27 protein-coding genes, 1 pseudogene and 1 riboswitch are annotated in these 23,789 nt (G+C 37.9%); of the genes and pseudogenes, 9 read left to right on the plus strand and 19 right to left on the minus strand.

Annotated features, from left to right (window positions below; genetic code table 11):
- Nucleotides 1–138 precede the first annotated feature (138 nt).
- The gene (locus NIE88_RS03075; protein WP_253058655.1) at nucleotides 139–513 is read left to right on the plus strand and encodes a FlxA-like family protein; all 375 of its coding nucleotides are present in this window, start codon (nucleotides 139–141) and stop codon (nucleotides 511–513) included.
- 104 nt (nucleotides 514–617) lie between these two features.
- On the opposite strand, the gene NIE88_RS03080 is transcribed toward NIE88_RS03075, so the two are convergent.
- The 3 genes from NIE88_RS03080 to NIE88_RS03090 form a co-directional block, all read right to left on the minus strand.
- Entirely contained in the window at nucleotides 618–995 is a 378-nt protein-coding gene (locus tag NIE88_RS03080; RefSeq protein ID WP_253058657.1) for a 2-thiouracil desulfurase family protein, read from the minus strand.
- Between the two features lie 34 nt (nucleotides 996–1,029).
- Nucleotides 1,030–1,611 carry a GNAT family N-acetyltransferase gene (locus tag NIE88_RS03085; RefSeq protein WP_253058659.1) on the minus strand — a complete coding sequence of 194 codons (582 nt, stop codon included), beginning with the start codon at nucleotides 1,609–1,611 and terminating at the stop codon, nucleotides 1,030–1,032.
- A gap of 146 nt (nucleotides 1,612–1,757) precedes the next feature.
- Entirely contained in the window at nucleotides 1,758–2,648 is an 891-nt protein-coding gene (locus NIE88_RS03090; RefSeq protein ID WP_253059211.1) for a LysR substrate-binding domain-containing protein, read from the minus strand.
- 109 nt (nucleotides 2,649–2,757) lie between these two features.
- Between NIE88_RS03090 and NIE88_RS03095 the strand changes: the two genes are divergently transcribed.
- The gene (locus NIE88_RS03095) at nucleotides 2,758–3,510 is read left to right on the plus strand and encodes an SDR family NAD(P)-dependent oxidoreductase (protein WP_253058661.1); all 753 of its coding nucleotides are present in this window, start codon (nucleotides 2,758–2,760) and stop codon (nucleotides 3,508–3,510) included.
- Between the two features lie 372 nt (nucleotides 3,511–3,882).
- On the opposite strand, the gene NIE88_RS03100 is transcribed toward NIE88_RS03095, so the two are convergent.
- The 6 genes and pseudogenes from NIE88_RS03100 to NIE88_RS03125 all read right to left on the minus strand — a co-directional run bounded on the left by NIE88_RS03100 (nucleotide 3,883) and on the right by NIE88_RS03125 (nucleotide 9,755).
- Nucleotides 3,883–4,758 carry a DMT family transporter gene (locus NIE88_RS03100; protein WP_253058663.1) on the minus strand — a complete coding sequence of 292 codons (876 nt, stop codon included), beginning with the start codon at nucleotides 4,756–4,758 and terminating at the stop codon, nucleotides 3,883–3,885.
- Nucleotides 4,759–4,927: 169 nt separating this feature from the next.
- A complete protein-coding gene (locus tag NIE88_RS03105; RefSeq protein ID WP_253058665.1) occupies nucleotides 4,928–5,368 on the minus strand; it encodes a VOC family protein in 441 nt (146 codons plus the stop codon).
- A gap of 486 nt (nucleotides 5,369–5,854) precedes the next feature.
- Nucleotides 5,855–5,941 (minus strand): annotated as a pseudogene (locus tag NIE88_RS03110) (helix-turn-helix transcriptional regulator); the annotation flags it as partial.
- Between the two features lie 144 nt (nucleotides 5,942–6,085).
- Nucleotides 6,086–7,225, minus strand: coding sequence for a phosphoribosyltransferase (locus NIE88_RS03115; RefSeq protein WP_253058667.1), 1,140 nt, complete (start codon nucleotides 7,223–7,225; stop codon nucleotides 6,086–6,088).
- A gap of 28 nt (nucleotides 7,226–7,253) precedes the next feature.
- The gene (locus tag NIE88_RS03120) at nucleotides 7,254–8,126 is read right to left on the minus strand and encodes a DNA-processing protein DprA (protein WP_253058669.1); all 873 of its coding nucleotides are present in this window, start codon (nucleotides 8,124–8,126) and stop codon (nucleotides 7,254–7,256) included.
- Nucleotides 8,127–8,213: 87 nt separating this feature from the next.
- The gene (locus NIE88_RS03125) at nucleotides 8,214–9,755 is read right to left on the minus strand and encodes a recombinase family protein (protein ID WP_290446285.1); all 1,542 of its coding nucleotides are present in this window, start codon (nucleotides 9,753–9,755) and stop codon (nucleotides 8,214–8,216) included.
- Nucleotides 9,756–9,890: 135 nt separating this feature from the next.
- On the opposite strand from NIE88_RS03125, the gene NIE88_RS03130 reads away from it, so the two are divergent.
- Nucleotides 9,891–10,664: a DUF6270 domain-containing protein gene (locus tag NIE88_RS03130; RefSeq protein WP_253058671.1), complete on the plus strand. Its 774-nt coding sequence runs from the start codon at nucleotides 9,891–9,893 to the stop codon at nucleotides 10,662–10,664.
- A gap of 8 nt (nucleotides 10,665–10,672) precedes the next feature.
- Here NIE88_RS03130 and NIE88_RS03135 read toward each other — a convergent pair whose 3' ends face one another.
- The 3 genes from NIE88_RS03135 to NIE88_RS03140 all read right to left on the minus strand — a co-directional run bounded on the left by NIE88_RS03135 (nucleotide 10,673) and on the right by NIE88_RS03140 (nucleotide 11,742).
- Nucleotides 10,673–11,281, minus strand: coding sequence for a lytic transglycosylase domain-containing protein (locus NIE88_RS03135; RefSeq protein WP_290446286.1), 609 nt, complete (start codon nucleotides 11,279–11,281; stop codon nucleotides 10,673–10,675).
- A gap of 63 nt (nucleotides 11,282–11,344) precedes the next feature.
- On the minus strand, nucleotides 11,345–11,479 hold the full coding sequence (locus tag NIE88_RS22330) for a hypothetical protein (RefSeq protein ID WP_290446287.1): 135 nt from the start codon (nucleotides 11,477–11,479) through the stop codon (nucleotides 11,345–11,347).
- A gap of 62 nt (nucleotides 11,480–11,541) precedes the next feature.
- Complete coding sequence (locus tag NIE88_RS03140) at nucleotides 11,542–11,742, minus strand: helix-turn-helix transcriptional regulator (protein ID WP_253058673.1); 201 nt, start codon at nucleotides 11,740–11,742, stop codon at nucleotides 11,542–11,544.
- Between the two features lie 180 nt (nucleotides 11,743–11,922).
- Between NIE88_RS03140 and NIE88_RS03145 the strand changes: the two genes are divergently transcribed.
- From NIE88_RS03145 to NIE88_RS03160, 5 genes are all read left to right on the plus strand, one after another.
- Nucleotides 11,923–12,249, plus strand: coding sequence for a helix-turn-helix domain-containing protein (locus NIE88_RS03145; RefSeq protein WP_253058675.1), 327 nt, complete (start codon nucleotides 11,923–11,925; stop codon nucleotides 12,247–12,249).
- Entirely contained in the window at nucleotides 12,246–12,878 is a 633-nt protein-coding gene (locus NIE88_RS03150) for a restriction endonuclease (RefSeq protein ID WP_253058677.1), read from the plus strand. Before NIE88_RS03145 ends, NIE88_RS03150 begins: the two co-directional genes overlap by 4 nt.
- A 775-nt stretch (nucleotides 12,879–13,653) precedes the next feature.
- Nucleotides 13,654–14,568 carry an ABC-three component system protein gene (locus tag NIE88_RS03155; RefSeq protein WP_253058679.1) on the plus strand — a complete coding sequence of 305 codons (915 nt, stop codon included), beginning with the start codon at nucleotides 13,654–13,656 and terminating at the stop codon, nucleotides 14,566–14,568.
- Nucleotides 14,569–14,650: 82 nt separating this feature from the next.
- Nucleotides 14,651–14,896: an ABC-three component system middle component 6 gene (locus tag NIE88_RS22735; protein WP_373689398.1), complete on the plus strand. Its 246-nt coding sequence runs from the start codon at nucleotides 14,651–14,653 to the stop codon at nucleotides 14,894–14,896.
- Nucleotides 14,889–16,616, plus strand: a complete 1,728-nt coding sequence (locus NIE88_RS03160) for a DUF2326 domain-containing protein (RefSeq protein WP_253058681.1) — start codon at nucleotides 14,889–14,891, stop codon at nucleotides 16,614–16,616. The genes NIE88_RS22735 and NIE88_RS03160 overlap by 8 nt, the downstream gene beginning before the upstream one ends.
- A gap of 60 nt (nucleotides 16,617–16,676) precedes the next feature.
- Here the strand turns inward: NIE88_RS03160 and NIE88_RS03165 are convergent, their stop codons facing one another.
- The 5 genes from NIE88_RS03165 to fumC all read right to left on the minus strand — a co-directional run bounded on the left by NIE88_RS03165 (nucleotide 16,677) and on the right by fumC (nucleotide 19,313).
- Nucleotides 16,677–16,847 carry a LuxR C-terminal-related transcriptional regulator gene (locus NIE88_RS03165; RefSeq protein WP_253058683.1) on the minus strand — a complete coding sequence of 57 codons (171 nt, stop codon included), beginning with the start codon at nucleotides 16,845–16,847 and terminating at the stop codon, nucleotides 16,677–16,679.
- A gap of 187 nt (nucleotides 16,848–17,034) precedes the next feature.
- The gene (locus NIE88_RS03170) at nucleotides 17,035–17,193 is read right to left on the minus strand and encodes a heterodisulfide reductase-related iron-sulfur binding cluster (RefSeq protein WP_253059214.1); all 159 of its coding nucleotides are present in this window, start codon (nucleotides 17,191–17,193) and stop codon (nucleotides 17,035–17,037) included.
- A gap of 54 nt (nucleotides 17,194–17,247) precedes the next feature.
- Nucleotides 17,248–17,517: a hypothetical protein gene (locus tag NIE88_RS03175; RefSeq protein WP_253058685.1), complete on the minus strand. Its 270-nt coding sequence runs from the start codon at nucleotides 17,515–17,517 to the stop codon at nucleotides 17,248–17,250.
- Nucleotides 17,518–17,542: 25 nt separating this feature from the next.
- Entirely contained in the window at nucleotides 17,543–17,830 is a 288-nt protein-coding gene (locus NIE88_RS03180; RefSeq protein ID WP_253058695.1) for a heterodisulfide reductase-related iron-sulfur binding cluster, read from the minus strand.
- 100 nt (nucleotides 17,831–17,930) lie between these two features.
- The gene (gene fumC, locus NIE88_RS03185; protein ID WP_253058697.1) at nucleotides 17,931–19,313 is read right to left on the minus strand and encodes a class II fumarate hydratase; all 1,383 of its coding nucleotides are present in this window, start codon (nucleotides 19,311–19,313) and stop codon (nucleotides 17,931–17,933) included.
- A 198-nt stretch (nucleotides 19,314–19,511) separates the two neighbouring features.
- On the opposite strand from fumC, the gene NIE88_RS03190 reads away from it, so the two are divergent.
- On the plus strand, nucleotides 19,512–19,982 hold the full coding sequence (locus NIE88_RS03190) for a YslB family protein (RefSeq protein ID WP_253058700.1): 471 nt from the start codon (nucleotides 19,512–19,514) through the stop codon (nucleotides 19,980–19,982).
- A gap of 136 nt (nucleotides 19,983–20,118) precedes the next feature.
- Here NIE88_RS03190 and NIE88_RS03195 read toward each other — a convergent pair whose 3' ends face one another.
- Both NIE88_RS03195 and uvrC read right to left on the minus strand, forming a co-directional pair.
- Nucleotides 20,119–21,351: an aspartate kinase gene (locus NIE88_RS03195; protein WP_253058702.1), complete on the minus strand. Its 1,233-nt coding sequence runs from the start codon at nucleotides 21,349–21,351 to the stop codon at nucleotides 20,119–20,121.
- Nucleotides 21,352–21,653: 302 nt separating this feature from the next.
- A riboswitch (Lysine riboswitch) is annotated at nucleotides 21,654–21,850 on the minus strand.
- A 61-nt stretch (nucleotides 21,851–21,911) separates the two neighbouring features.
- A complete protein-coding gene (gene uvrC / locus NIE88_RS03200; RefSeq protein WP_290446288.1) occupies nucleotides 21,912–23,693 on the minus strand; it encodes an excinuclease ABC subunit UvrC in 1,782 nt (593 codons plus the stop codon).
- Nucleotides 23,694–23,789 lie beyond the last annotated feature (96 nt).

The raw sequence follows: 23,789 nt of genomic DNA on the forward strand, positions 1-23,789 counted from the left end.
ATCATTATTCAAGAGCAATACATGGCCAGTGTCTCCGTTAAAGAAAAGGTAAGATCGAAAAGTTAAGGATTTATTAATCATTAACCTTTAATATGATGGGTGTTTATTTGTTAAAAAAATGAAGGGAAGCGAGTCTTTATGACCATTCAATCCATTGGTTCTTCAAGCAGTACAGTTCAGACGGGAAGCACCTCTGATTCGAGTGCAAAAATTGAGGCACTTAAAAAACAAGAAGAGACATTAGAGGCTCAATTGAAGCAATTGGAATCACAAAAAACGGATCAGGAAGATCAGCAAGAACAAGTTCAAGTGATTCAAGCACAGCTTCAACAAATTGAGGCGCAAATCCAGCAGTTAAAGTCCCGATCACAAAGTGGGAACACGACCGCCACACAGTCGCAGACCGCTGCAAATCAGATCAATGCCGATACTGCTGTTTCTGAACAATCGCAGGATGGTGATCAACTGACAATTACTCAGAAAAGTCTTGCACAAAGTGAATCATTTAAATGAGTAACGCAACGAGTATCGATAAAGGATACTCGTTGTGTTTTTTATATACTATTTGACTATGAAGTGTGCAGGAATCAAATTTATTAGATTTGTTTGTGATGCTGTCAAAGAATCTCATCTAGTCTTTCTTCTGAAACAACTTTTATTGCGTTTTTTTCCAAAAGTGCAGCGGTAACGCCGCTTCCGTCCACTGCGTGGCATTCTTTGACTTTTTTCAAAGTCAGATAGGCGCCATTAATATACTGCTCTGTTACATCTGTACCTGACCTAGTCACTACTTTGGCGGTTCTCTCAAGGACATTCTTACCGTCACCGCCAATAATTTCAGTTGGCTCTCTGGGAATTGAAAATCCGCCCAATAATTCAGGACATACAGATACAGCTTCCTCACGATTAATCAGTTCTTTGATTTTCTTGTCCAAACAATCCGATTTATTGTATCTTACAGCTAATCCTGCCAGGCAGGAACTTACGACAATCATCAATAACACCCCGTTCTTTAATTCCGGCCATTGTTCAAATATCTTTTCGATAGCAGCGGCATTCATGGACTCGGCCAAATTTTTTCTTGATCATTTCCTCTTTTTCACCCGTATAGTGTGCAAAACAGCTGATCGGTCTCACTTTTTCCAATGATGATTCAATAGCTCCGTTTAATTCATCGTTTTCCATAAATACATGCAGATAGTGATTCACCTGATGAAAATCATTTTTCTGGTACCAAGAATTGACCCACTCATCATCGCGTGTATAGGCTTCCAGTTGATTAATATTCCGTGCTTTGAGCCTCTTCTCCGCTTCAAGCAGCAGTTGCCGGCCAATTCCTTGCTGCTGAAAATCGGGATGGACAGCCAAATGCCAGATCATCCCGCCAAGTGATGAACATTGCACACAGATGGTTTTGATTTCTTGTTCACATTCAATGTCAATTAAACCAACAATTTTCCCATTGTCGACTGCAACAAGTTCAATCGAGGGATGATCATAGGTTTTCTTCTGTTGTAAAACATTGTCATAATACGCCGTATGTAAAAAGGACAGAACACAGCAGCGCAGCCAGCCTTCCTCATCATCTGTCCGATATTGCCTGATTTGCAATTGAAAGACCCCTTTTTATTTGGATTTTCATTTAAATTTATAATGAGTGAATTAATATTCAATCATAACAGATCCCGGATGGACATAATTAGCCGCGTCATTTACTCAAGAAAATTTGCCGATCAATATCGTATCACGTTCGATCATCAATTCAATGTCGGATAGAGATGCTTAATGACTTTCAAAAAATTGATAACAACGGGTGAATCAGCTTCTTTTCTCCAAGCGAAGGACATTTGGTAGGCCTTTTGACATGTTCCGATTAACGGTTTATACACAACATCGTTCCGTATATGTCTCGCAGATTCATGAATTAATGCAATCCCTAAGCCGGAAGAAACGAGTGCCAGTACTGTCTGCATATCTCTGGCTTCCTGAATGATTCTCGGGCTGAAACCAGCATCCATGCAAACCTTAATCATTGAATCATAGTAAAAAGTACCTGTCTCTCTAAGGGTAGTCACAAAAGCTTCATTACGAAGATCGTTCGCAAATATCTCCGTTTTTGAAGCTAGGCTATGATGGACAGGCAAAGCAACGACATAGGACTCTTTTCTAAGGAGATAATTAAAAAGCAATGGATCTTCTATAGGCGTTCCCAAAATTCCAACTTGTATTTTTCCGTTTTTAATAGCATCAACTTGGTTTATCGTATGCAATGGTTGCAGAATAACCTTTACGTTAGGGTAAAGCTTTCGATAAATAGCTAACATTTCAGGAATAATTTTCCAGGTTGCTGATTCGACAAATTCAAGTACGAGTTCGCCGACATTTCCCTTAAACGCATTTCCGACTGCCTTCTTTGCACGTTCAGCTTGTGTTAACAATGCTTTTGCTTCAGTTAAGAATACTTTTCCAGCGTCAGTAATCGCAACATGCCGCTTTGTTCGAGTAAAAAGAGCCCCACCTAGCTCTTGTTCTAACCGCTTAATTTGCTGACTAAGTGCAGGCTGGGCGATTCCTATTTTATGTGCGGCTCTTCCGAAATGACATTCTTCAGATACTGCAACAAAGTATTTAATCTGTCTCAATTCCATTTTATTCACGCCTTAATATAAATTACTTATTAAACTAATAACATATATATATTTCACTTATTAATTATTTCATTATACAATAAAAAAGATAAATGGAGGGGTGATTGATTTGAGAACAAATCGTGTTGCTTTGATAACTGGAGGCAGTAGTGGGATTGGTTTTGCAATAGCAAAGAAAATGATTGAAAATCATGTAGACGTTACCATAATGGGAAGAAAAGAAGATGCTCTCAGTGAGGCAGCGACTAAATTGCAAGGTTCAATCCATTGGATACGGGGAGATGTCAGTGATCGGCCAGATGTTGAGAGAGCGGTTAAGTCAATTGCAGATCGTACCGGAACGATTGATATTCTCGTCAACAACGCCGGAAAAGGCGGCGGAATAACCACAAAAATCCCTTTGAGTGAAGCGGAAGCGGTGTGGGACGACGTGAGTGCGGTTAATCTGAAAGGTGCATTCCTAATGACTATGGCCGCAGCTCCCATTTTAAAACGTCCGGGCGGGAGAATTATAAATATCAGTTCCATTGGTGCATTCACTGGTGGCAGCCGTGCAGGAGGGCTTGCTTATGCAGCATCGAAATCGGGCCTTCATGGACTTACGTTTGCCTCTGCACGTGAATTAAGTAAAGAGGGAATCACCGTGAACGCCATTGCACCCGGACTCATTACCGAAACAAACTTTTTTAATGGCCAATTAACAGAAAAACGATTAAATCAAACTGTATCTCAAATACCTGCCGGACGTGCCGGTCAACCTAGCGATATTGCTTCGGCTGTTTGGTATTTGGCTTCTCCGGATGCCTCATATATCAATGGAGAAATTCTTAATGTTAATGGTGGATGGATGTTTGGGCGATAGTTTATGAACGACATCAGCATTTAGTACCAATATCGTTTATTTATGCTTTTTAGTTTCAAGCGTTTTCTTTTTGACCTAGTTATTTTCGGGATTGAATTGATTTTTCTTCATCTGTTTGAACCATTCAGTATTGAAATTGCAAAAACTCAAGTAGATTGGTCCACATTTAACAGATTTATAGTACAAAAAATTAGATCATCTGGATAGTAGCGATTGCTATAAGTTTGAATTCTCCGAACCTGAGCAGTTCGACAACTACTTAGGAGCGTCCTTTCACACCCAAAAAATGCATCGTGTCGTGATGCATCTTTTGCGAATAAAAAATCACATGTTGCGCAGTAAAATACGGACTGGAACATGTGATAATAAATATCAATCTGAATATCTAATATTTATCCAAATACTGGCTGAGATTAAGAACACACCTACGAAGAAGCCTAGACCTATTGCTTCTCCTAAAATTAACCAACCTAATAACGTTCCAATTAAAGGCTGGAACATGAAAAACAATCCGGAACTTGCGGCATTCGTCAACTGTAAACCACGGTTCCACATAACAAAAGCTACTGCTGTTGAAATGATACCTAAATAGAGAAGACAAAAAATCACTGTTGGCTGCGTCAGATAATGCCAAGGCACTGTCGAACATTGAACAAAAACAACTGGTGATAGACAAACCAAAGCAGTTGCAGTTGCAATAGTTGTCACTTGTATCAGTGGGTAATCGTTGGGAACTAATTTGATCAATACTGACATCAAAGCCCATGTCAACGCAGCAATCATTAAAAATACTGCACCAAGCAATTTACCCGCACCTATCGTATGAACACCCACGATCATAAGTACCCCAATAGTTGCCAGGGCAACTGAACTAATTTTCATCCAAGTTAATCGTTCTTTTAACAGCCACCAGGCAAATAAAATCATAAATGTTGGGGTCGCAGCCGTAATTACAGAACCCAATTGGGCAGAAGACAGCCATGTGCCAGCTTCTTGCGTGACGATAGAAAGAGCATTACCGATTACACCAATTAAAAGAATTAATGGCAAATCTTTTCGTTTCACACGCCAATCTACATGTTGCCAGCATCCAATGGCAAATAAAACGACAACAGCGACTAAGTAACGCAGCCAGACTAATTCAACGGGTGGAAAAAATTCGACCACGACTTTTACAACGACAAACATACCGCCCCATATGCTAGCGGCAGGGCTTAAAAATAAAGCGCCAAGAATCTTTTTTTTCATTTGTTCTCTCCGTTTTCGTATTTCATAATTGCTTTGTTACGAATTTAACGGAGAATGTTCTCCATTAAATTATCGGAGAGCTGGAACATCACATTCAGTTACAGGTGCGTAAATCATGATTCATACCTCCTTTATTAGTGAAACTCCTTATATTACTTTATTTAGAATATCAGCTTAAGGCCTTACCGATCTCTCTGGGGCTGATATTTGTTTGCTTGCAATACACCTCTATATCATTTCCCTCTGGATCTTTAAATTCCAATACTAAGCTTTCTCCAATTCTGGTTAGAGGAAATCCGATTGGAGCCCCTAATTCATTTATTCGTTTTAATAATACATCCATATTATTTACTTGAAAGCTCGGTAAACAGTTGTTGCCCCAAGTATGTTTTTCATTAACTTTGGCAGGATTAAACAAGCAAAGCCTATTATGTTCAAAATTAAAAATGCTAAAAACATCATCTCTTTCACTTACTTGTTGATCAAGCAATCGCTCATAAAAATTTATTGCCCGATCCATGTCCTTCACACAAATATACAAAGAATTTAAAGTCATTTTCAACTTCATACGCTCTTCTTTTCCTCCTAGTGTAATAAGTTGATGATTCATTTGAAAATTTATACATGATATCTATATGCCCATCTAATAAATGCCTGAAATGCAGGATAGAGATCTCATTCGTTTTTTCAAGCATAGTGAAAGCCCTTTTTATATCTTTGGCTGTTTCATCTGTTCCTGCTCAAATAAAAATAATTGCTTCTCTTAACGCGATCAGATAATTCTACCTCTTAAGTTCAGATTCTTCTTTTATTATTCATCTTCAAGATCATTTGAATGAACTTTCTTTTCTTTTATTTTTACCTTTTTGATCTGATTTTTCAAGGTTCAATTTTTTTATTACATTTGGAATGGTACATGTTAAATTCAAAATAATGCGCCTAGACAATCAAACGAAGAGATATACTTAGGACATATTCTAAGATTTAACTTTTTTTCTGGCTGGCCATGTTAGGCAATCTTTTGGGGTCGCACTAAATTAAATATGATATGATTTTGGAAAAACAACAGCCGGCCCTTTTCAGGAACCGGCCGATGCTATAGTTTGAGTTCTCCGAGCCTGAGCAGTTCGACAACTGCCTGGGAGCGTCCTTTCACACCTAATTTTTGCATGGTGTTCGTAATGCATACCCATTGCGGATAATAAACATTGTATTACTTCCATAAAATAACAAGGTCAAATCGTATTCAAATGGCTTAGAAATAAATCTGTATGTTGAACCATATTCGACAATTAAGAGCTAGTCTCATCTTTTTCAATTCATTTAATTAATCATTCAATATTTCATAAATGTGACGAACTTCTTCTCTTGCATCATTATCATACACGCCGGTTAGGTTCTTCTTACTTTTCAAATTATACCGATAACCTTGTCTTGTGATATTTCCATCTATTTCATAATCCTCTTGTTGATAAATGCCATTTATTCCTCTCTTGTATCTCCCGAGTGCCACCAAAATGACTTTTTGTGCTCCTGCTTTGATTAATAAATTTCTGGCAGTCTCAAATGAAATACCATTTGTAATATAGTCATCAAGAACACATACAACTTTTCCTTTAACTCTATAAAGATAAAATGGATTTAAAATTATGGAGTTGAAATGTTTAATACAGCCTTCTTTAATTCGGGTCGCGTATGGAGTATCATGGCTCCTATTTACTGAAGTATGTCTAATGAACAAGGGTTCTTTCATTCTTTTATTAGTTAAGTATCTGCATCGTTCTTTTAACTCTTCCATCTCATTGTTGACTTTACCACTTGAAGTAGGAAAAATTCCCCATATATCTACATTTCTTAAATCTGAACTTTTCATTACACCTGAGATTAAATGAAAATACAGCGTATTAAAGTAACTTCTATCTCCACGTTTCAAAAGATTCTGAAATCCATCAAGAACTTCACGTTCAGTCGGTTCGACATCCCAATTAAGAGTATTTGCTGAAGTTAATGCAAGTGTAGTAGTATTTGAATTAACTTTTAACTTAAAAAACCACTTTGTTTGATTGTCAATCAATTTAATTGCTTCTAATAATTTGCGAGGTGTTTTTAAAATAATGCCATAACGAGCTGGTTTTTCTTCCTGCTTTACACTCCAACCAGGATCAATAATTAATATTTTTTTGTTGGCAGCTAATATTAAATCGTTATCGCTGCTTCCCACTAAAACAAAACTACTTGCATTCTCTTCAGTAACAATTTCTCGAATTTTCCAACGATATGCACAAGCTATTTTAAAATCAAGCTGTTCTTTAAAGATATCTTTCATAGTATTTTTAGCATTGGTATTATGTGAAATTACAATTATCCTATGACCTTCTTCATTTAAACAGTTTAACAAATGCTTAATCCCAGCATACATATTATAATCCTCATCAAAAACTGTTAATCTACTCATAATTATGTACAAAGGTTCTCGCTCCTTTTTACAAAGCAAATTAATTAAAAAGATCGTTTGGTTTTGTATATATTCTAGCGCTATTACTGGACAAAATTTTATTAATTCCAGTTGAATTATTATCAAAACAAAAAATTGGCCTTTTTTGTTTAAATGCAAATCGTGCCGTATGCATAGTTCCACTTTTTTCTGAACATTCCGTTATTATAACTACATTACTAAGTCCAGAAATAATTCTGTTTCGATTTATATAATTTGTTTTTTTAAATACATTTTCAATTTTATAGTACTCACTAATCAAAAGACCCCCATTTTCAATTATTTGGCTTGCATACTTTTTATGATGTTTAGGAGTAACATTTGTAATTGGGCTTGGTAGTACTGCTATCGTTTCTCCATTAGCATTTAATGTAGATATATGTGCTTGAATATCTGTTCCGTATGCAAGACCACTTGCAATCACAATATTAATTGTAACTAAGTCATTAACAACACTTTCAATTTGTTTTAAAGTGTTCAATGCTGGATTTCTTGTACCTACTATGGAACAAATAAATTTATTCTCTAATAAATTTTTATTACCCTTCATAAAAATAAAGAAAGGGGGAGACGGAATATTTTTAAGTGCTTTAGGATAAAGACTTTCATAGTAAATATAATATTCAATATTTTCCTTAGAAAGCTTATCTAGTGTTTCCGAGATAGTTATCTTACTCTTCTCAATTAAATTTTGAGATGCTAGTAAATTAATATCTTTATCTGTAAAAATATCTTGTAAAAATTGTAACTCTAAAAAATTTCCTTTGAGCAGCTCAGTCAATTGTTCTTCAGTCGTATTTCTATACAATTTACTGAGTGAGCTTAACGATAAGCCTAAATCGTAAAGAACAAAAAGAATCTCTTTTTTATTCATAAAATCTCCTCTTTATATAGAAACATTAATAATAATAGGGGACCCTGTCAATCAGAAATGCTTTTTTTATTAAAATGTATATTGTAGCTAATTATTTGAAAACCTATATTTTATGTCTATATGCCCATCGGGATGGACAAAGATCTTTTCAATAAGCGCCTGAAACGCTGGATAGAGATCTTCATCCGTTTTTTCGAGCATAGTGAAGGCTTTTTTTATATCTTTTATATGGACTGTTTCATCTGTTTCTTGATCAAGTAAGAACGATTGATCTTCCCACTTCTTAATGTTTTCGGCTATTTCCTGCCTCTCGAGTTCAAATTCACCTTTTGTGATTAATTCATCTTCAAGGTACATTTGAATGAGCTTTCTTTTCTTTATTTTTGCCTTTTTGATTTGATTTTTCAAGAGTTCAATTTTTTGTCCCCTCTTTTGATCTAAGTTATTTTTTAGATCAAATTGAATCTTCCTGCCCTCTTCTTTAAGACGTTCAATAATGAAGTTTCGGAAATCATTATAGGGGATGGGATCATGTTTCACGCAGCCATACTTCCCGGCGCGTCTATAGGCACTGCAACGCAGATAAGACCAAACAGTACGCCCACCTTTTTTTCTATTATAGTAAGAAGTCTCAATTACCATATTTGAGCCACACTCACTGCATACGGCCAATCCACGCAGTTCATTCCAAGGTGTTATTTTTTTCTTCGATTGCTTGTATGTTTTGCTGTTCGCTTTCTGCCATTCTTTAGTTGGAATTATTTTAGGATGCTGATCATAGTAAATATGCCATTTTTCCGGAGGATTCTGAATCTGTTTCTTTCTTCCGTTGATTTTAACCATTTCATAGCGATTTGAGACGACAACGCCGCAATAAGTGGGATTCTTTAATATCCGCTGCACAGTCGTGAGTTGCCACTTGTCTTTAAAACGCGGGCCAACAATAGTTCCTTCCGCTAATTCCTTGTTAAGCCGGTACATAATATTTTTCTGTCCCAAACCATGATGATTATATAAATCAAAAATCATTCGGACTACTTTTGCTTCTTCCTCGTTAACGGCCAACTTCTTATTTTCGATTTTATAGCCAAATGCAGTCTTTCCCCCCCTGTATTCTCCACGCCTAATTTTAGCCGCAAAAGCTGCACTCGTGGATACAGAAATACTTTTGGGATACTGCGCTGCAAACATGGAGAACATTTCAAATTTCATGTCATTCTTGCCCTCTGTGAGACTATCATAGCCTTCTTCAATGGTTATGACGCGTACACGTGCAGAAATCAATACTTCCTTGATCTCAAGGGCGTCTTTCAAGTCTCTGGCCAATCTGCTGATTGACTTGAAGAGCACCATTCTTATTTCTCTTTTCCGCGCTTTTTCAAGAATCAAACGCATGGCTTTTCTGGCTAAGATCGTTGTTCCGGAAATTCCATCATCAAGAAGAATGCTGCTTTCATTCCATTCAAAATGGTGTTGATCGAGCCAGTTATGACAGATGTCAATTTGATTTTCTAGAGAAGAAACCTGTTCATCTTTTTCCGTGGATACACGGCCATACACAATGTAAGGGTATTTATTGTAAGGGGTGATTTTTTCCTTACTCAATTCAGTGCGGTTGAAAATGTCCAATATCACATCACCTCTATACACATTATACAGAGAAATGCGCGAAAATAGAACATATATTCGTTAATTGATTATTAACAATAATTTATTAGTGACGATATAAAATATATATGACGTGCAAGAAAAGGATGATAGATAGTGACCACAAAAATAGCCTGTTACGGTAGTTGTGCGACAAGAGATAATTTTAATTCTTTAATGAATCCTAATTACAAAGAAAAGTATCAATGCGTTGTTACATCAGAACATTCATCAATTATCAGTGTAGTTAGTTCAAAAATCGAATTTAATATGAATGATCTTGATAACTTAGAAAAAGAGTATTATCGGTGGCTAATCAAAACAGACCTTGAAAAAACTTTTCTTACAGATTTGTTTTTAGAGCAGCCAGATGTACTCATTCTGGACTTTTTTCCAGATGTCTATTTTGGAGTTATTTATCTAAATGGACGGTTTATGACAAATCATGTATGGCACTTACCAAAAACAACATTTTATAAAAATATGAAAGAACGAGCAGTGCTTACATTAGCAAATCAAAGTGAACAATATATTAAACTGTGGGCTGCTTCTTTCAAAAAATTTATGTACTTAATACGTGAAAAATTACCAAATTGCAAAATACTGGTTAATAAAGTGCGATTTGTTGCTAAAATTATCGATCAAAACAATTCAATTTCTCTTGATCCAAATGCGGAAACATTGATGAAATATAATCAACTGTGGGAATTTCTTGATGAATATGCAATCAAAAATTACGGTCTCGAATTTATCGATGTAGATTATGCCGATGTTTATATTCCTACAAAGCATAAATTATGGAATCCTTGGTATTTACACTATACAGATACCTATTACCATCTCTTTCTACAGGAACTTAATAAGATTATGTTCAGTAATGTGAATCGCTAAACGATTTATTATTTAAAGTAATTTTTAACGCTTGCAGCCGTTGCTAATACTTCATTCACATACCAATCCGCATGATTATAATGCCAAATTGCTTTTCTCACATTTGTTTTATATCCATTCGCTGAAAGATACCGTGCAGCTGAATAGATTGCATCTGTGATGTCCCACGGACTTGTCTGTCCGTCTCCGTTACCATCTACACCATATGCAGCGAAAGTCGCAGGCATGAACTGCATGTGGCCAATTGCGCCAACAGGAGATATCATTTTTTTAATGCTTGAAAAGTGCGTTTCAATGGAGTGAATCGCGGCCAACACTTGCCAATCCACGCCGTAACGCTGCCCGGCTGCTTTATAAATGGGTACATATTCACGTGGCACCTTCTCGCCCGGCTGTAGCTGAGCAGCGGCAAAAGAAAATTCTGCATAATTTTGTACAAGCGATTGTCCATTATTGATCTTTTCAGGCTCTTGGATTAGATCAATCGCTTTTTGATATGCAGCTGCATAACGAGTATTGAACGTACTTTGCAGTTTGTCATGATTCGAAAACATGAAAATGGTTGGCACCCAACAGCGATCATTCATAAGATGGGCAGGAATCGTTTTCGCTGGCATACTGCTTGCCCTTCCTAGAACTTGTCCTTTTTATTTCCAAAAAAACTAGCCAATCGGCCAGTATTAATAATTGCTTACAGCCAGTTCTTTATCTTTATTGAAATAAGGCTCAAACGCTTTGCGAAAACATTCCTCTTTCGGCTCAGTACCATAAATCACCTTGTCAATGCGGAGAATTGTTTTCTTCTTTTTCTGCATGTGATCACCTCACTTTCCACGTTATGCCGATGGGACAGATGGACTGCCCACTAAAATATGTGTCATTTCGTTACTTTAAAATTCAAAAAAATAATCCAGTTAAAATTCAATTCCATTGCAATCATCTGTGCTACCTTCACACTTTGGTTTCTCCTTCCGCTCTCAATCATTGTGTAATATGCTCGTTGAATATGCGCTCTTGAAGCAATTTCTTCTTGTGTTAACCCCAAGAATTCTCGCTTACTTCTGAGCCATTCCCTCAATTATGTTCCTCCTTTAAAGTAACGGTATGACACATCTTGTTTTAAATTATAGTAACGATTAGTTACATTGTTAATAATTATTGTGTCTTTATGACACATTTATTTAAAGCAATCAAATATTAACTTAAAATTAGTATTAATGGACGGTTTCTTGTACCAGTTCTAAGGAGATGGCGTGTCATGCTTAAAGACCAATTAACAAGATTAAGAAAATCTAGAGGAAAAACACAAGAAGATATTGCAAAAATTTTAGGTATCACTCGTCCCGCGTACACTGCCTACGAAATTGGGACTAGGCAACCAGACTACGAATCACTTATTAAATTAGCAAAGTATTTTGATGTCACTATTGATTATCTGCTGACAGGAGAAAAAGAAGAAACTGAAAGCAACCCTAACTTATTTTTCTTCGATATGGGAGGGTTAACAAAAGAAGAGATTGAAGACATAAAAAGCCACTACAAGTATGTAAAATGGAAGTCAAAGCACGGGGGAAAGAATGAGTGAATCAAAAACAAAGAAGAAGTATTATTGAAGCTGTAAAAATTGTTTTGTTATTGGCTTTTTTAGCATATACATTATTAAATCGATTAAGTTTACAATACTTAATTGCCAGTCTCATTATTCCGCAATTAGTTGCGATGATTTTAAGCATGATCCTTCCAAAAGCAACAAGCAAGAAGCAAAATTTACAAAAAAAGAAAAGTACTGCAAACAAAATCTCTATTTCTAAGAGTAGACAGTTACCAGATAAAGAAATTCTTAAATTACCCCTACATAAAATTTCAGCTAGAGAATTAGAACGTCTTTGTTATCTATACTATAAATCTAAAGGCTATAAAAATTTTGAAACGCGCAAAGGCAGCGACGGAGGAATTGACATTGTTTATGAACATCCTCGTAACGGAAAAACTGCCGTACAAATAAAACATTATTTAGGATCTCAAAAGCAAATACCCGTAATGCAAATTCGGGAATTGAACTCAAGCAAAAGAAACTATCATTGCGTTTACTCAGAATTTATCACAACCTCTCGATTCTCTCTTCCTGCACGACAAGAAAGGCCTGTCAGCATGACATTCAGAGATATCACTTGGTTTGAAAAAGAAATAATTCCTTGGATGAAAAAGAGTTAAAGTTAAGAAACATTAGAACACATGTTCTTGTTTTTGTTGAAAAAGAAAGAGTGGTCTATATAATAGTTTGAGGTGGTTATTTTGAACTATTATTATCGTACTCTTACATTGGATCAATGCGTATCTAAACTATTAATTGATATGGGCATACATAATCCACATGAAATTAGCGAAGAACTTATTTGCGATAAATTGGGCATTCAACTTACTTATTCATGTCGCAGAAGTTATTCTACTGATAAAGATGACTTCAAATTAATAAACATTGATACTCGCTTACCAAAAGACAAACAAAGAGAAGCATTCTTTCATAAGCTATGCCACATATTAAGGCATTCAGGCAATCAACTAAATGGAATGCGGCCATCCCACTACATATGATGGACTCAATCAATCTGAACAGCCCCATGCTCTTACAAGAGGCTTCTGCTACATTTCAGGTATCAGTTGAATTGTGTAAACATAGATTCGACCAACTAAAGCAGAATCATCTAGCTGAACAACGAACAGCCTTACTAAAGTAATTATTTAAATAAAGCAGACAGGACTTCCCCAGTCTGCTTATACTTATCCGCAATGACTATGCACCGCTTAAAAAAATTCTTCTCTCGTCCGATAAAGAGATAAGATGACTTATAATTATTGTGGTATTTTTTGGTAGACTTAATATGAATAACCCCTATTAAAAATTTAATTACCTCAATATCATGCAATCTTAATCACCATCTTTTAAGTTATTTTCTATATTCTTAAAAAAAAATGGGGTCGATACCTAATGGATGAATTTTCACGAGCATTTTATGAAGCAAAATTTGAAAATGCTTTTTACAGAAAAAAAGAAAATGAGTTTCAAGATTTCTTTTCATTAATCATGGGACTTAATTATAGAGGAGACTTTATGCAATGTAAACCCTGGGGGAAAATTGGTGATAGAAAAAACGATGGTTATATAAAAAATAGTAAAACACTATTTCAAGTTTATGCACCTGAAAGAATAATAGAAAATAATTGGATCAAAAAAATTAATGATGATTTTAATGGTTGCCTTCCATATTGGAAGGAATATTTTAATACTTGGATATTTGTACACAATCAAGAGCAACTATCACCTAATATAATTAACACTCTTTTAATTTTAGCTAAATCACATCCTGATATCTCTATTATTAACTGGGGATTCTTTGACCTTAGAGACAAGTTATTTAGCTTGCATGACCAAGATATTGAACTTATTTTAGGACATGTTCCCAGCAAAAAGAACTTCACTAATCTAAAATTTGAAGCAATTGAACCCGTAATTGCATCAATTGCCTATAAAGAAAATCCTCCAGAAAGTGAACTAGTTCCTGTACCAAAAGATAAACTATATATTAATGGATTCTCTCCAGCAATAGAAACAGTGATCACTATTGGTATGTTAAGAACTCCTTTAGTTAAAAAATATTTTAATTATTGCAGTGATTCAGGCTTGGGTGACAAGATAGCTGGTACTCTAAATGAGAAATATAAAGAATTTAAGGAACATAACTTAAATAGTGTGGAAATTTACAATGAGTTATTGAATTTTATCATGGGAAGCCATTCATTTTCAGATACTGATCATCTTGCTGCAGCGTATACTGTTTTATCTTATTATTTTGAAAATTGTACTATATTCGAAAAAACAAAGTCTGAAATTGCTAGTAGCTGATGCATTTCCTAACATTGACTGTAGGAAAAAAATAAGACATAATCTATAAAGAACATACATTCTATACATTGGAGAGAATTAGATGCTAGTACCAACTAAAAATTTACATGAAGATAAGTCAATAATAAAAATTGGTGCTAGGATCTTATTATTCATGAACTCGCCACAAACAGTATCTTCTCTATGGGATCAATATAAACGTTTTCAGGAAAAAAATAAATGCCCTAATATTAAATTCGATACATTCTTACTTACATTAGACTTTTTATATATTGTTGGCGCAATAAATCAAAGTAAAGGAATTTTGAGGAGAGTTCGAAATGATTAAAAAAATATATAGTTCCCTACCTTCTTTTAAAACCCTGTCGTTTAACAGTGGTGTTAATATTCTTTTGGCAGATAAAACTGACAATTCATCTGAAAAAAGCACTAGAAATGGTGCAGGAAAATCTAGCTTAGTTGAGATTGTTCACTTTTTATTAGGTGGATCTTGTGGGAAAGAAAGCATATTTAGAACACCTGAATTGATAAATTATTCATTTTCAATGCTTTTGAATATTGAAGGATACGAGATAACAGTTTCCCGAGCTGGTTCATCTCCTTCAAAAGTTCGTTTATCATTTGATCCTCAGTCTGATTTTTTCAAAATGATTAAGACTAAAAATGGCTACTGTAAAAATACAGATTGGAAAATTTATCTTGGAGCACTCTACTTTAACATAAACGCAGACAATGACGAAATAAATTTCCGATCCATATTCCCCTACTTTGCGCGTAAACAATATGATGGTGGGTTTCTTGAACCTACAACATACTTCCGCAGTCAAAAAAATTCAAATAAACAAATCGCGCTTTCTTTTTTATTGGGGTTAGATTGGCATTTAGCAAACGAACAAATGAACCTAGAAACTAGAAAGAAAGATCTAAACAACTTAAAAAAAATAGTTGCTACGCAAACTTATAAAAACTTATTAAATGTATCTGCCAATTTAAAAACTGAAATTACTCTAATTGAAGATAGAGTTAGTAAACTAAATAATAATATTAAAGCTTTTAAAGTATATCCCGAATATAAGAAAGTCGAAGAAGAAGCGAGTGAAATATCACGCCAAATATCAGATTTAAGTAACAAAAATTATCTTGACAAACAACTAATAGATGAACTTGAAAAAGCTGCTAATGAGGAAGCTGCTAATGTCTCGGAACTAACAATTGATAAAATTTATGAAGAAGTCGGTCTTAAATTACCCGATTTAATTAAGAATACCTATGAAGATGCAAAAAAATTTCATGAGGCCATCATAAAAAATAGGAGGTCATATCTAAACGATGAAATAGTAGAACTTAAAACTAAAATGAGTGAAAGGCATGAAGAATTACAACTACTTTCTAAAAAACAAGAAAGTAAAATGCGAATTTTAAATTCGCATGGAGCTTTAGAACAATATAATAATCTTCAAAATGAACTTAATATCTTGGAAAATAACTTAACAGAAAGAAAACGACAATTAGATATTTTAAACACTATTGATGAAAGCAAATCAAAAATTCAAGTTTCCGAGGAAAATCTGAGGATGAAAACAAAACGTTCATTAGATGACCATTTTGAACTTCTGAAAAAAGCTATATTATCAATAGAACATTCTTCTAATGCACTATACAATTTTAAAAGTCAACTAGAAATTGGATTATCTAAATCAGGAATCTCATTTATAATGACAACAGATGGACAAAAAAGTAAAGGTATTACTAATATGCAAATATTTTGTTTTGACATTATGCTTATTGAAATGTCAATCTTTTTAAGTAGAAAACTTCGTTTTTTAATTCACGACAGTCATCTTTTTGATGGAGTCGATGATAGGCAAATTAAAAATGCAATTCAATATGCAATAAATCTTTCGAAAGACCTTGATTTTCAATATATAATTACTATGAATTCTGATGATCTACCAAAGTTCGATGACCTTGATATTAATGATTTTATCCTCCCAGTAAAATTAACTGATAAAAGTGTTGATGGTGGGTTATTCGGCATAAGATTTTAATTTTACACTTTCTAAACTATTTAAGAAAAAAATCTGATGGTTATATAACCATCAGATTTTTTATCCGCAATAAGTATGCACCGTGTTTGAAATGTGATTTCGAACAGTCTTTTCACTTATGAAGAGTTCTTTAGCTATGTCTCGGGTCGTCTTGTCTTGGACAAGCAGTTCGAAAACTTCTCTTTCCCTCTTCGTCAGCAAAGGTTTTGGACGGTGATATTCTTCCTTCAAAAATTCCCCCTCCTTGCTCAGCAAAAGAACGGGTGGGGAAGGCTTTTAGTCATTTACATTTTATGAAAACAAGGTCGATGCGTGCCAAGAATGAGTATTTTACGCAAACGCCCGCAACACCGTCAGTACATCTACAATATGGCGTTTGAGCCCAAGTTTACCGGATCAATGCCGAGAGCGAGACCGATCAGCTGTGGCAGATGCAGGACGGGTATGGTGATGTCCTTGTCAAAGCCTTTTTGTGCGCCTGGTGATAGGCATCCATTTGCATCTGACAGAGCGGACATGGCGTCACAATGCAGTCTGCGCCCGCTTCTTTTGGTGAAAGGCAATTGTTTCGTGTCAGCTTCTCGACTTCCTTTTGAACAGGAAAGACCGCATGGAAGCCGCAGCAAGCAAGTCATTGATCAAAGTTTACAATTTTGGCTCCGAGTACCTCGGCAACCATCTCCATTGACTGGGGATTTGCAGGATTTTCAAAGCCCATAATTTGCGGTGGCATTAAGATATGGCAACCGTAAAAGTCTGCGACTGTTAATCCTGTGAGCGGGCGTACCACTTTTTCCTTCAATTGTTTAAGGCCGTAGTCTTCCAGCAGCAACCAAAGCAGATGGGTGATTTCCGTCGTTCCCTGATATTGCATGCCTGCCCTTTTCAGTGCTTGATTCACTTTCTCCTTAAGAAATTTGCTTCCATCAATCTGTTTTTTTGCTGTACGCAGCATCAGCGTGCATGTGTTCCACACTGTGACAATTTTCTTTACACCCAATTTTTCGCCAAGAACGATGTTTCGTGCATTGACCAAGGTAAGCCGTCAAGGGATCATAGTCCTGAATGTGGCTGGCGCCGCAGCACGTCCAGCCATCCAGTTCAATCAATTCAATACCTAGCGCACGTGCAACCTCCATTGTTAACATCATTAATTCTTTTTCCGCAGATTTTAGTGTGCAGCCGGGAAAGAACCCGTATTTAAGACTTTTCATCGATCTCGACCTCCTTGGCGAAATCATACAGTGCGCGAACACCTTGAATGCCTTCAACTGGTTTTTGATGTTCCAACAGGCAATAAATAGCCTTATGTAATTATGGATGCACCATTTCTTCAGGTTTAACATACGCATCAAATTCTTCACTGCTGAGCAGGCCGAGTTTTATTGCGGCTGCTTTCAAACTGATGCCTTCCTGATGGGCAAGCTTTGATATTTTCGCTGATTTTTCATAACCGATCTTCGGATTCAAAGCGGTAACCAGCATCAATGAATGATGGAGGAAATAATCAATCTTCTCTTGATTTACTTTAATTCCGGAGACACAATGGTCATTAAACGATTGCATCACATCAGTTAAAAGCTTGACAGACTGAAGAAAATTGTACCCAATAACGGGCTTGAATACGTTTAATTCAAAATTGCCTTGACTTGCTGCAAACCCGATCGCCGCGTCGTTGCCCATGACCTGAACAGCGACCATCGTAACTGCCTCGGCCTGAGTAGGATTTACTTTGCCCGGCATAATGGAACTGCCCGGTTCATTTGCCGGAATCTCTAATTCCCCGAGGCCACAGCGAGGCCCACTCGCAAGCCAGCGCACATCGTTGGCAATTTTCATCAGGTCTGCTGCGAGCGCCTTTAAAGCTCCATGTGCCGCGACCAATGCATCATGGCTGGTCAGTGCATGAAACTTATTATCCGAGGTATAGAATTTTTTCCCGGTCGTGGTGCTGATTTCCTTCGCCGCTCGATCGCCGAACGCGGCAGGAGCGTTTAATCCTGTTCCGACAGCCGTTCCACCGATCGCTAAGCCCCTAAGATGATTTAATGTTTCTTCAATGAGTGTCCTTGACTCCTTAAGCATGAATGCCCATCCGCTGATCTCTTGACCGACGGTGAGCGGAACGGCATCTTGCAAATGTGTGCGGCCTATTTTGACCACTTCGGCAAATTCCCGTGCTTTCGTGTCAAGTGTCGCTTTCAGTTCGTCCAATACCGGCAACAAACGATCTTCAATCGCTTGAACGGCTGCGATATGAAGCGCAGTTGGAAAGGTATCGTTGGAGCTCTGCGCCTTATTAACGTCGTCATTGGGATGAACACGTAAATCACTGCCTTTTTCCTTCAGCAGCTGATTTGCGCGATTGGAAAGCACTTCGTTCATATTCATGTTTGATTGCGTGCCGCTTCCGGTTTGCCAAACAACAAGAGGAAACTCGTCATCCCACTTTCCCGATATCACCTCGTCGGAGGCGGCTGCAATCGCGGCTGCTTTCTCTGTATTCAATGTCTTTAGTTTTTGATTGGCTAATGCCGCACTCTTTTTTAAGATTGCAAACGCGTGAACAATCTCCAGCGGCATCTTTTCCCAGCCGATTTTAAAATTATCCTTGCTTCTTTGTGTCTGAGCCGCCCAAAGCCGATCAGCCGGCACCTTGACCTCTCCGAGAGTATCATGCTCAAGTCTATAATTCATCAATGGTCTCTTCCCTTCCTTTAATTCTATACTCAGTGTCACATAAATCTTCTAATTTGTGAAATACCAATTATTGAACATTCATTAATTTTGTTACGTACGTGAAGTGACTGCGGAGAAAAATAAAACATGCTTAACGTTTATACGTCGTAGTGAAACGGGGAAAAGACAGTTATAATAGTCAATGGAGGGATGAAGATGACGAGAGGCAAAACCTGTCCGCAACCGGAACACTATGGTTATGCGACCGTACCGGCTTTCGGCTATGAACTTATAAGAAATTTGCTAATTCCCGAACTGCTTGGCAAGGAAACGGCATCAATCCTTTATTGGTCGGGACGTAAAATAGCGCGTCAATATCCGCTCGATAATGAGCAGCAGATTATTGACTTTTTTGATCGGGCCGGATGGGGGCAGTTGAAGCAAGTGGCTAAAGCAAAAAATAAACTAACTTTTGAATGCGATTCCCCGATCGTTGAATCGAGAATTAATGATTATCCGGATTCAGGCAGTTTTTCATTAGAAGCGGGCTTTATTGCTGAACAGATCCAACGGCAAACCGGCTGTATCGCTGAAAGCTATATGGAAACAAAGACCGGCCGGCAGAAAAAGGTTATCTTTCTCATCAAATGGGATGCGAAGGATCCTGTAGGAACAGCAAATCAATGATTTTTAATAATCTCAAAATAAGCAACACCTCAAGGCATGAAACCTTGAGGTGTTGCTTTGTTTAAACGAAACTTCGTGTCTCTGAATGGTGGAAAGCTAGAAGCAGTCGGACTGCCGGCTCTTGTGCTGCATTTTCTTACAAGCTCATTGACTCCTCTTCTGCCAAATGAAAGGTTTCATGAAGTGTATCGAGTGCCAGCATCAGCTTGCTTTCATCAATAATCGTTGAAACTTTGATTTCAGAAGTACTAATCATCTTGACCTTGATATCCTTTTCCGCTAACGCGTGGAACATCTCAGCCGCGACACCTGGATTAGACGCCATGCCTGATCCGACAATCGAAACCTTTGCAAGCTCGGATTCAAAGATCATTTTATGGTACTCAAGTTCAGCCTCCTGAGCACGCAGTACATCAAGTGTTTCATTCAATGCATCGTGATCAACAGTGAATGACAGACTTGTTCTCGCTTCATCAAGAACGTTCTGAACAATGACGTCGATATTAATATGTTTCGCCGCAATCGCATCAAACACGCGTGATACTGCCGTTACGTTATTGGGAAGTCCGAGCAGCGTCACCTTCGTCACATTTTTTTCAAAAGCAAGTCCTCTGACCGATTTTGTCTTCTCCATTGACACTTCCTCCTTAATTACTGTACCCTCGTCATCGGAGAATGAGGAGCACACGACCAGTTCAAGATGGCTGTTCTTCGCATACTCAACAGCGCGCGGATGAAGCACACCTGCTCCAAGATAGGCCATTTCAAGCATTTCATCATAACTGATTTCCTTCAGCTTTCGCGCCTTGTTCACGTAGCGCGGATCTGTTGTAAAGACCCCGGTCACATCTGTGTAAATTTCGCATCGCTTCGCACCGAATGCTGCTGCGATCGCCACAGCCGAAGTATCCGAACCGCCTCTGCCCAGCGTTGTAATTTCACCGTCTTCAGTCACACCTTGGAATCCGGCTACAATCACAATTGACCCTTTCTTCAACTGTGGACGGATCAATGAGGTATCAATTGATGAGATCCGTGCACTTTCATGAACAGCTTCCGTTTTGATTCCGGCTTGCCAACCGGTAAAAGATACCGCATGGCAGCCGCGTTCGTTCAACACCATCGACAGCAATGCGATGGTCACCTGCTCACCCGTCGACAAGAGCACATCCATTTCCCGCTTTGACGGACGATCGGAAATCGATTCGGCCATTGAAACAAGTGTATCCGTTGTTTTCCCCATTGCTGAAACAACCACAATCACTTGATTGCCGGCTTCTTTTTTCTTAATTACCTTATCCGCTACCCTCTGCAACCGTTCCACCGAGGCAACAGATGTTCCACAAAATTTCATTACCGTTAAAGCCACTGCACTCGCTCCTTTAAACTATGACCGGCCTATTTATCTTCGTTCTTTCCGGATCCTCTATAATAAAACTGCGGGATCACTTTGATAAGAACGTGCTCCTCATTATTCGTTATCGTCAGTGACAAAAAGAACAGCGAGAAATCCCCGCTGTTGAACAGTCAATCATTTTTCAACATGCTGAGATAGTTCTCCACACTTTTAAAGATGATGTTTAAAACTCTGGGAAAAAGAGACGACGGTTGTTCTGCTGGCGGCGCAGAAATCATCGTATTCTGCTTCAGCTTGCCCCCTCGCTCCTCACGCATTGCGGAAGATCTCTATGTCCTCGTTTTTAAACGATCACAAAAGTATGACAGCCCTGCACTTGTTCAATGCAGATCCAGCCCGGAACGATGATGAAGTCGCTTCTGGCTTCGGCAGGTTTCCCTTTCCACCGCGGTCAATGAATTCCATCTTTCTCGCGCGGCTTACTGATGAAGACTGCTCCTCTATCACTTCAGATATTTGAAAAATTAAGTTACGGAAATTATAACAAACCTAGCGAAACGAAACAATACCTTTTATTTTGTCGTGTCCAAATAGTTTCTCATCGATTCCGCGACCTTTTCAGGTAATCCAGCTTCTTGCAGTTCTTGTCTGCTCGCCTCGCGTATTTTTTTCATCGAACCGAATTTGCGAAGCAGCATTTGCTTGCGCTGCCGGCCGATTCCCGGGATGTCATCCAAAACAGAATGAATCATTGATTTTGCACGAACCTGTCGATGGAAGGTGATTGCGAATCGGTGCACCTCGTCCTGAATACGCTGTAGCAAATAAAAAGCTTGGCTGTTTCGCGCCAGCGAGACGAGCTGCGGCGGTTCACCGATGACAAGCTGAGATGTTCGGTGCTTATCATCTTTTACGAGTCCGCATACCGGAATGTATAACCCAAATTCATTTTCAAGCACATCGATTGCAGCAGAGAGCTGCCCTTTGCCCCCGTCAATCAAAATTAAATCCGGCAGCGGCTTGCCTTCTTTTAAAATACGTGCGTAACGCCTGCGCACAACCTCGCGCATTGTTGCATAATCATCCGGGCCATTCACCGTTTTCACTCGATATTTGCGGTAGTCGCTTTTCTTTGGACGACCGTCTTCAAACACAACCATTGCAGATACCGGGTCTGCACCTTGAATATTCGAGTTGTCAAACGTCTCAATTCGTCGCGGCGCTGGCATATCCAACGCTTCTCCAAGCTGTTCGACAGCTCCGATCGTACGCTTTTCGTCACGCTCAATCAGTGCAAATTTTTCCTTAAGAGCAATACCGGCATTTTTGACTGCCATCGCAACAAGATCCTTTTTTCGTCCGCGCTTGGGCTGCAGCACGTCGGTTTCCAGCATCTGTTCGATCAATTGCTGGTCAACTGAGTTGGGAAGTAGCACTTCTTTCGGTTTTATGTGATTCTGGTGACTGTAAAATTGGCCGATAAACGTCAGAAAATCTTCTTCTGGCTCTTGATAAAATGGGAAGAGAGAAACTTTCCGTTCAATCAATTTTCCCTGGCGCATAAAGAATACCTGAACACACATCCAGCCTTTATCGAAGGCATAGCCAAAGACGTCACGGTCATCCAGATCATTAAAAATAATCTTTTGCTTCTCCATAACGGTCTCAATATTGCTAATCTGATCACGAAGTTCCTTTGCTTTTTCAAAATTGAGCTGATCCGAGGCCTCAAGCATTTCTTTTTTCAGCCGCTTTTTTACATCCTGATAACCACCCTTGAGAAAATGCGTAATCTCATCAGCCATTGACTCATAGGCTTCTTTTGGAATAGCGTAAACGCATGGCGCCAGACACTGCCCAATATGATAGTACAGACAGACACGGTTTGGTAAAATCCGGCATTTGCGCAACGGATAGAGATGGTCAAGCAACCGTTTCGTCTCATTCGCCGCAGTTACGTTCGGATAGGGACCAAAATATTTGCCGCTCTTCCGATTCACCTTACGCGTGATTATCAGCCGCGGATACTTTTCATTCGTTAGCTTGATGAACGGATAGCTCTTATCGTCCTTCAGCATGATGTTATATCTCGGCTCATATTTCTTAATCAAGTTGATTTCTAAAAGCAATGATTCGATTTCAGATGAGACAACGATATATTCAAAATCAGCGATATCCGCAACGAGACGCTGCGTTTTCGCATCATGCGAACCGCTGAAGTAGGAATGGACGCGATTGAACAGATTCTTCGCTTTCCCAACGTAAATGATTTCTCCCTGAGCATTTTTCATTTGATAACAGCCTGGTTGTTTCGGAAGCAAGCTCAGCTTTTCTTTTATTTTCTGACTGATCATTAGTTATCGATCATCCTTTGTTTCTTGATTCTCGCATACTATCTTTTATTATCTAAGAGATCTGAAAAACATTCAACTTTTAAACCTGAATAAAAA

Origin of the sequence: Sporolactobacillus shoreicorticis (genome assembly GCF_024125445.1) — a bacterium.
In the GTDB taxonomy this organism is placed as follows: domain Bacteria; phylum Bacillota; class Bacilli; order Bacillales; family Sporolactobacillaceae; genus Sporolactobacillus; species Sporolactobacillus shoreicorticis.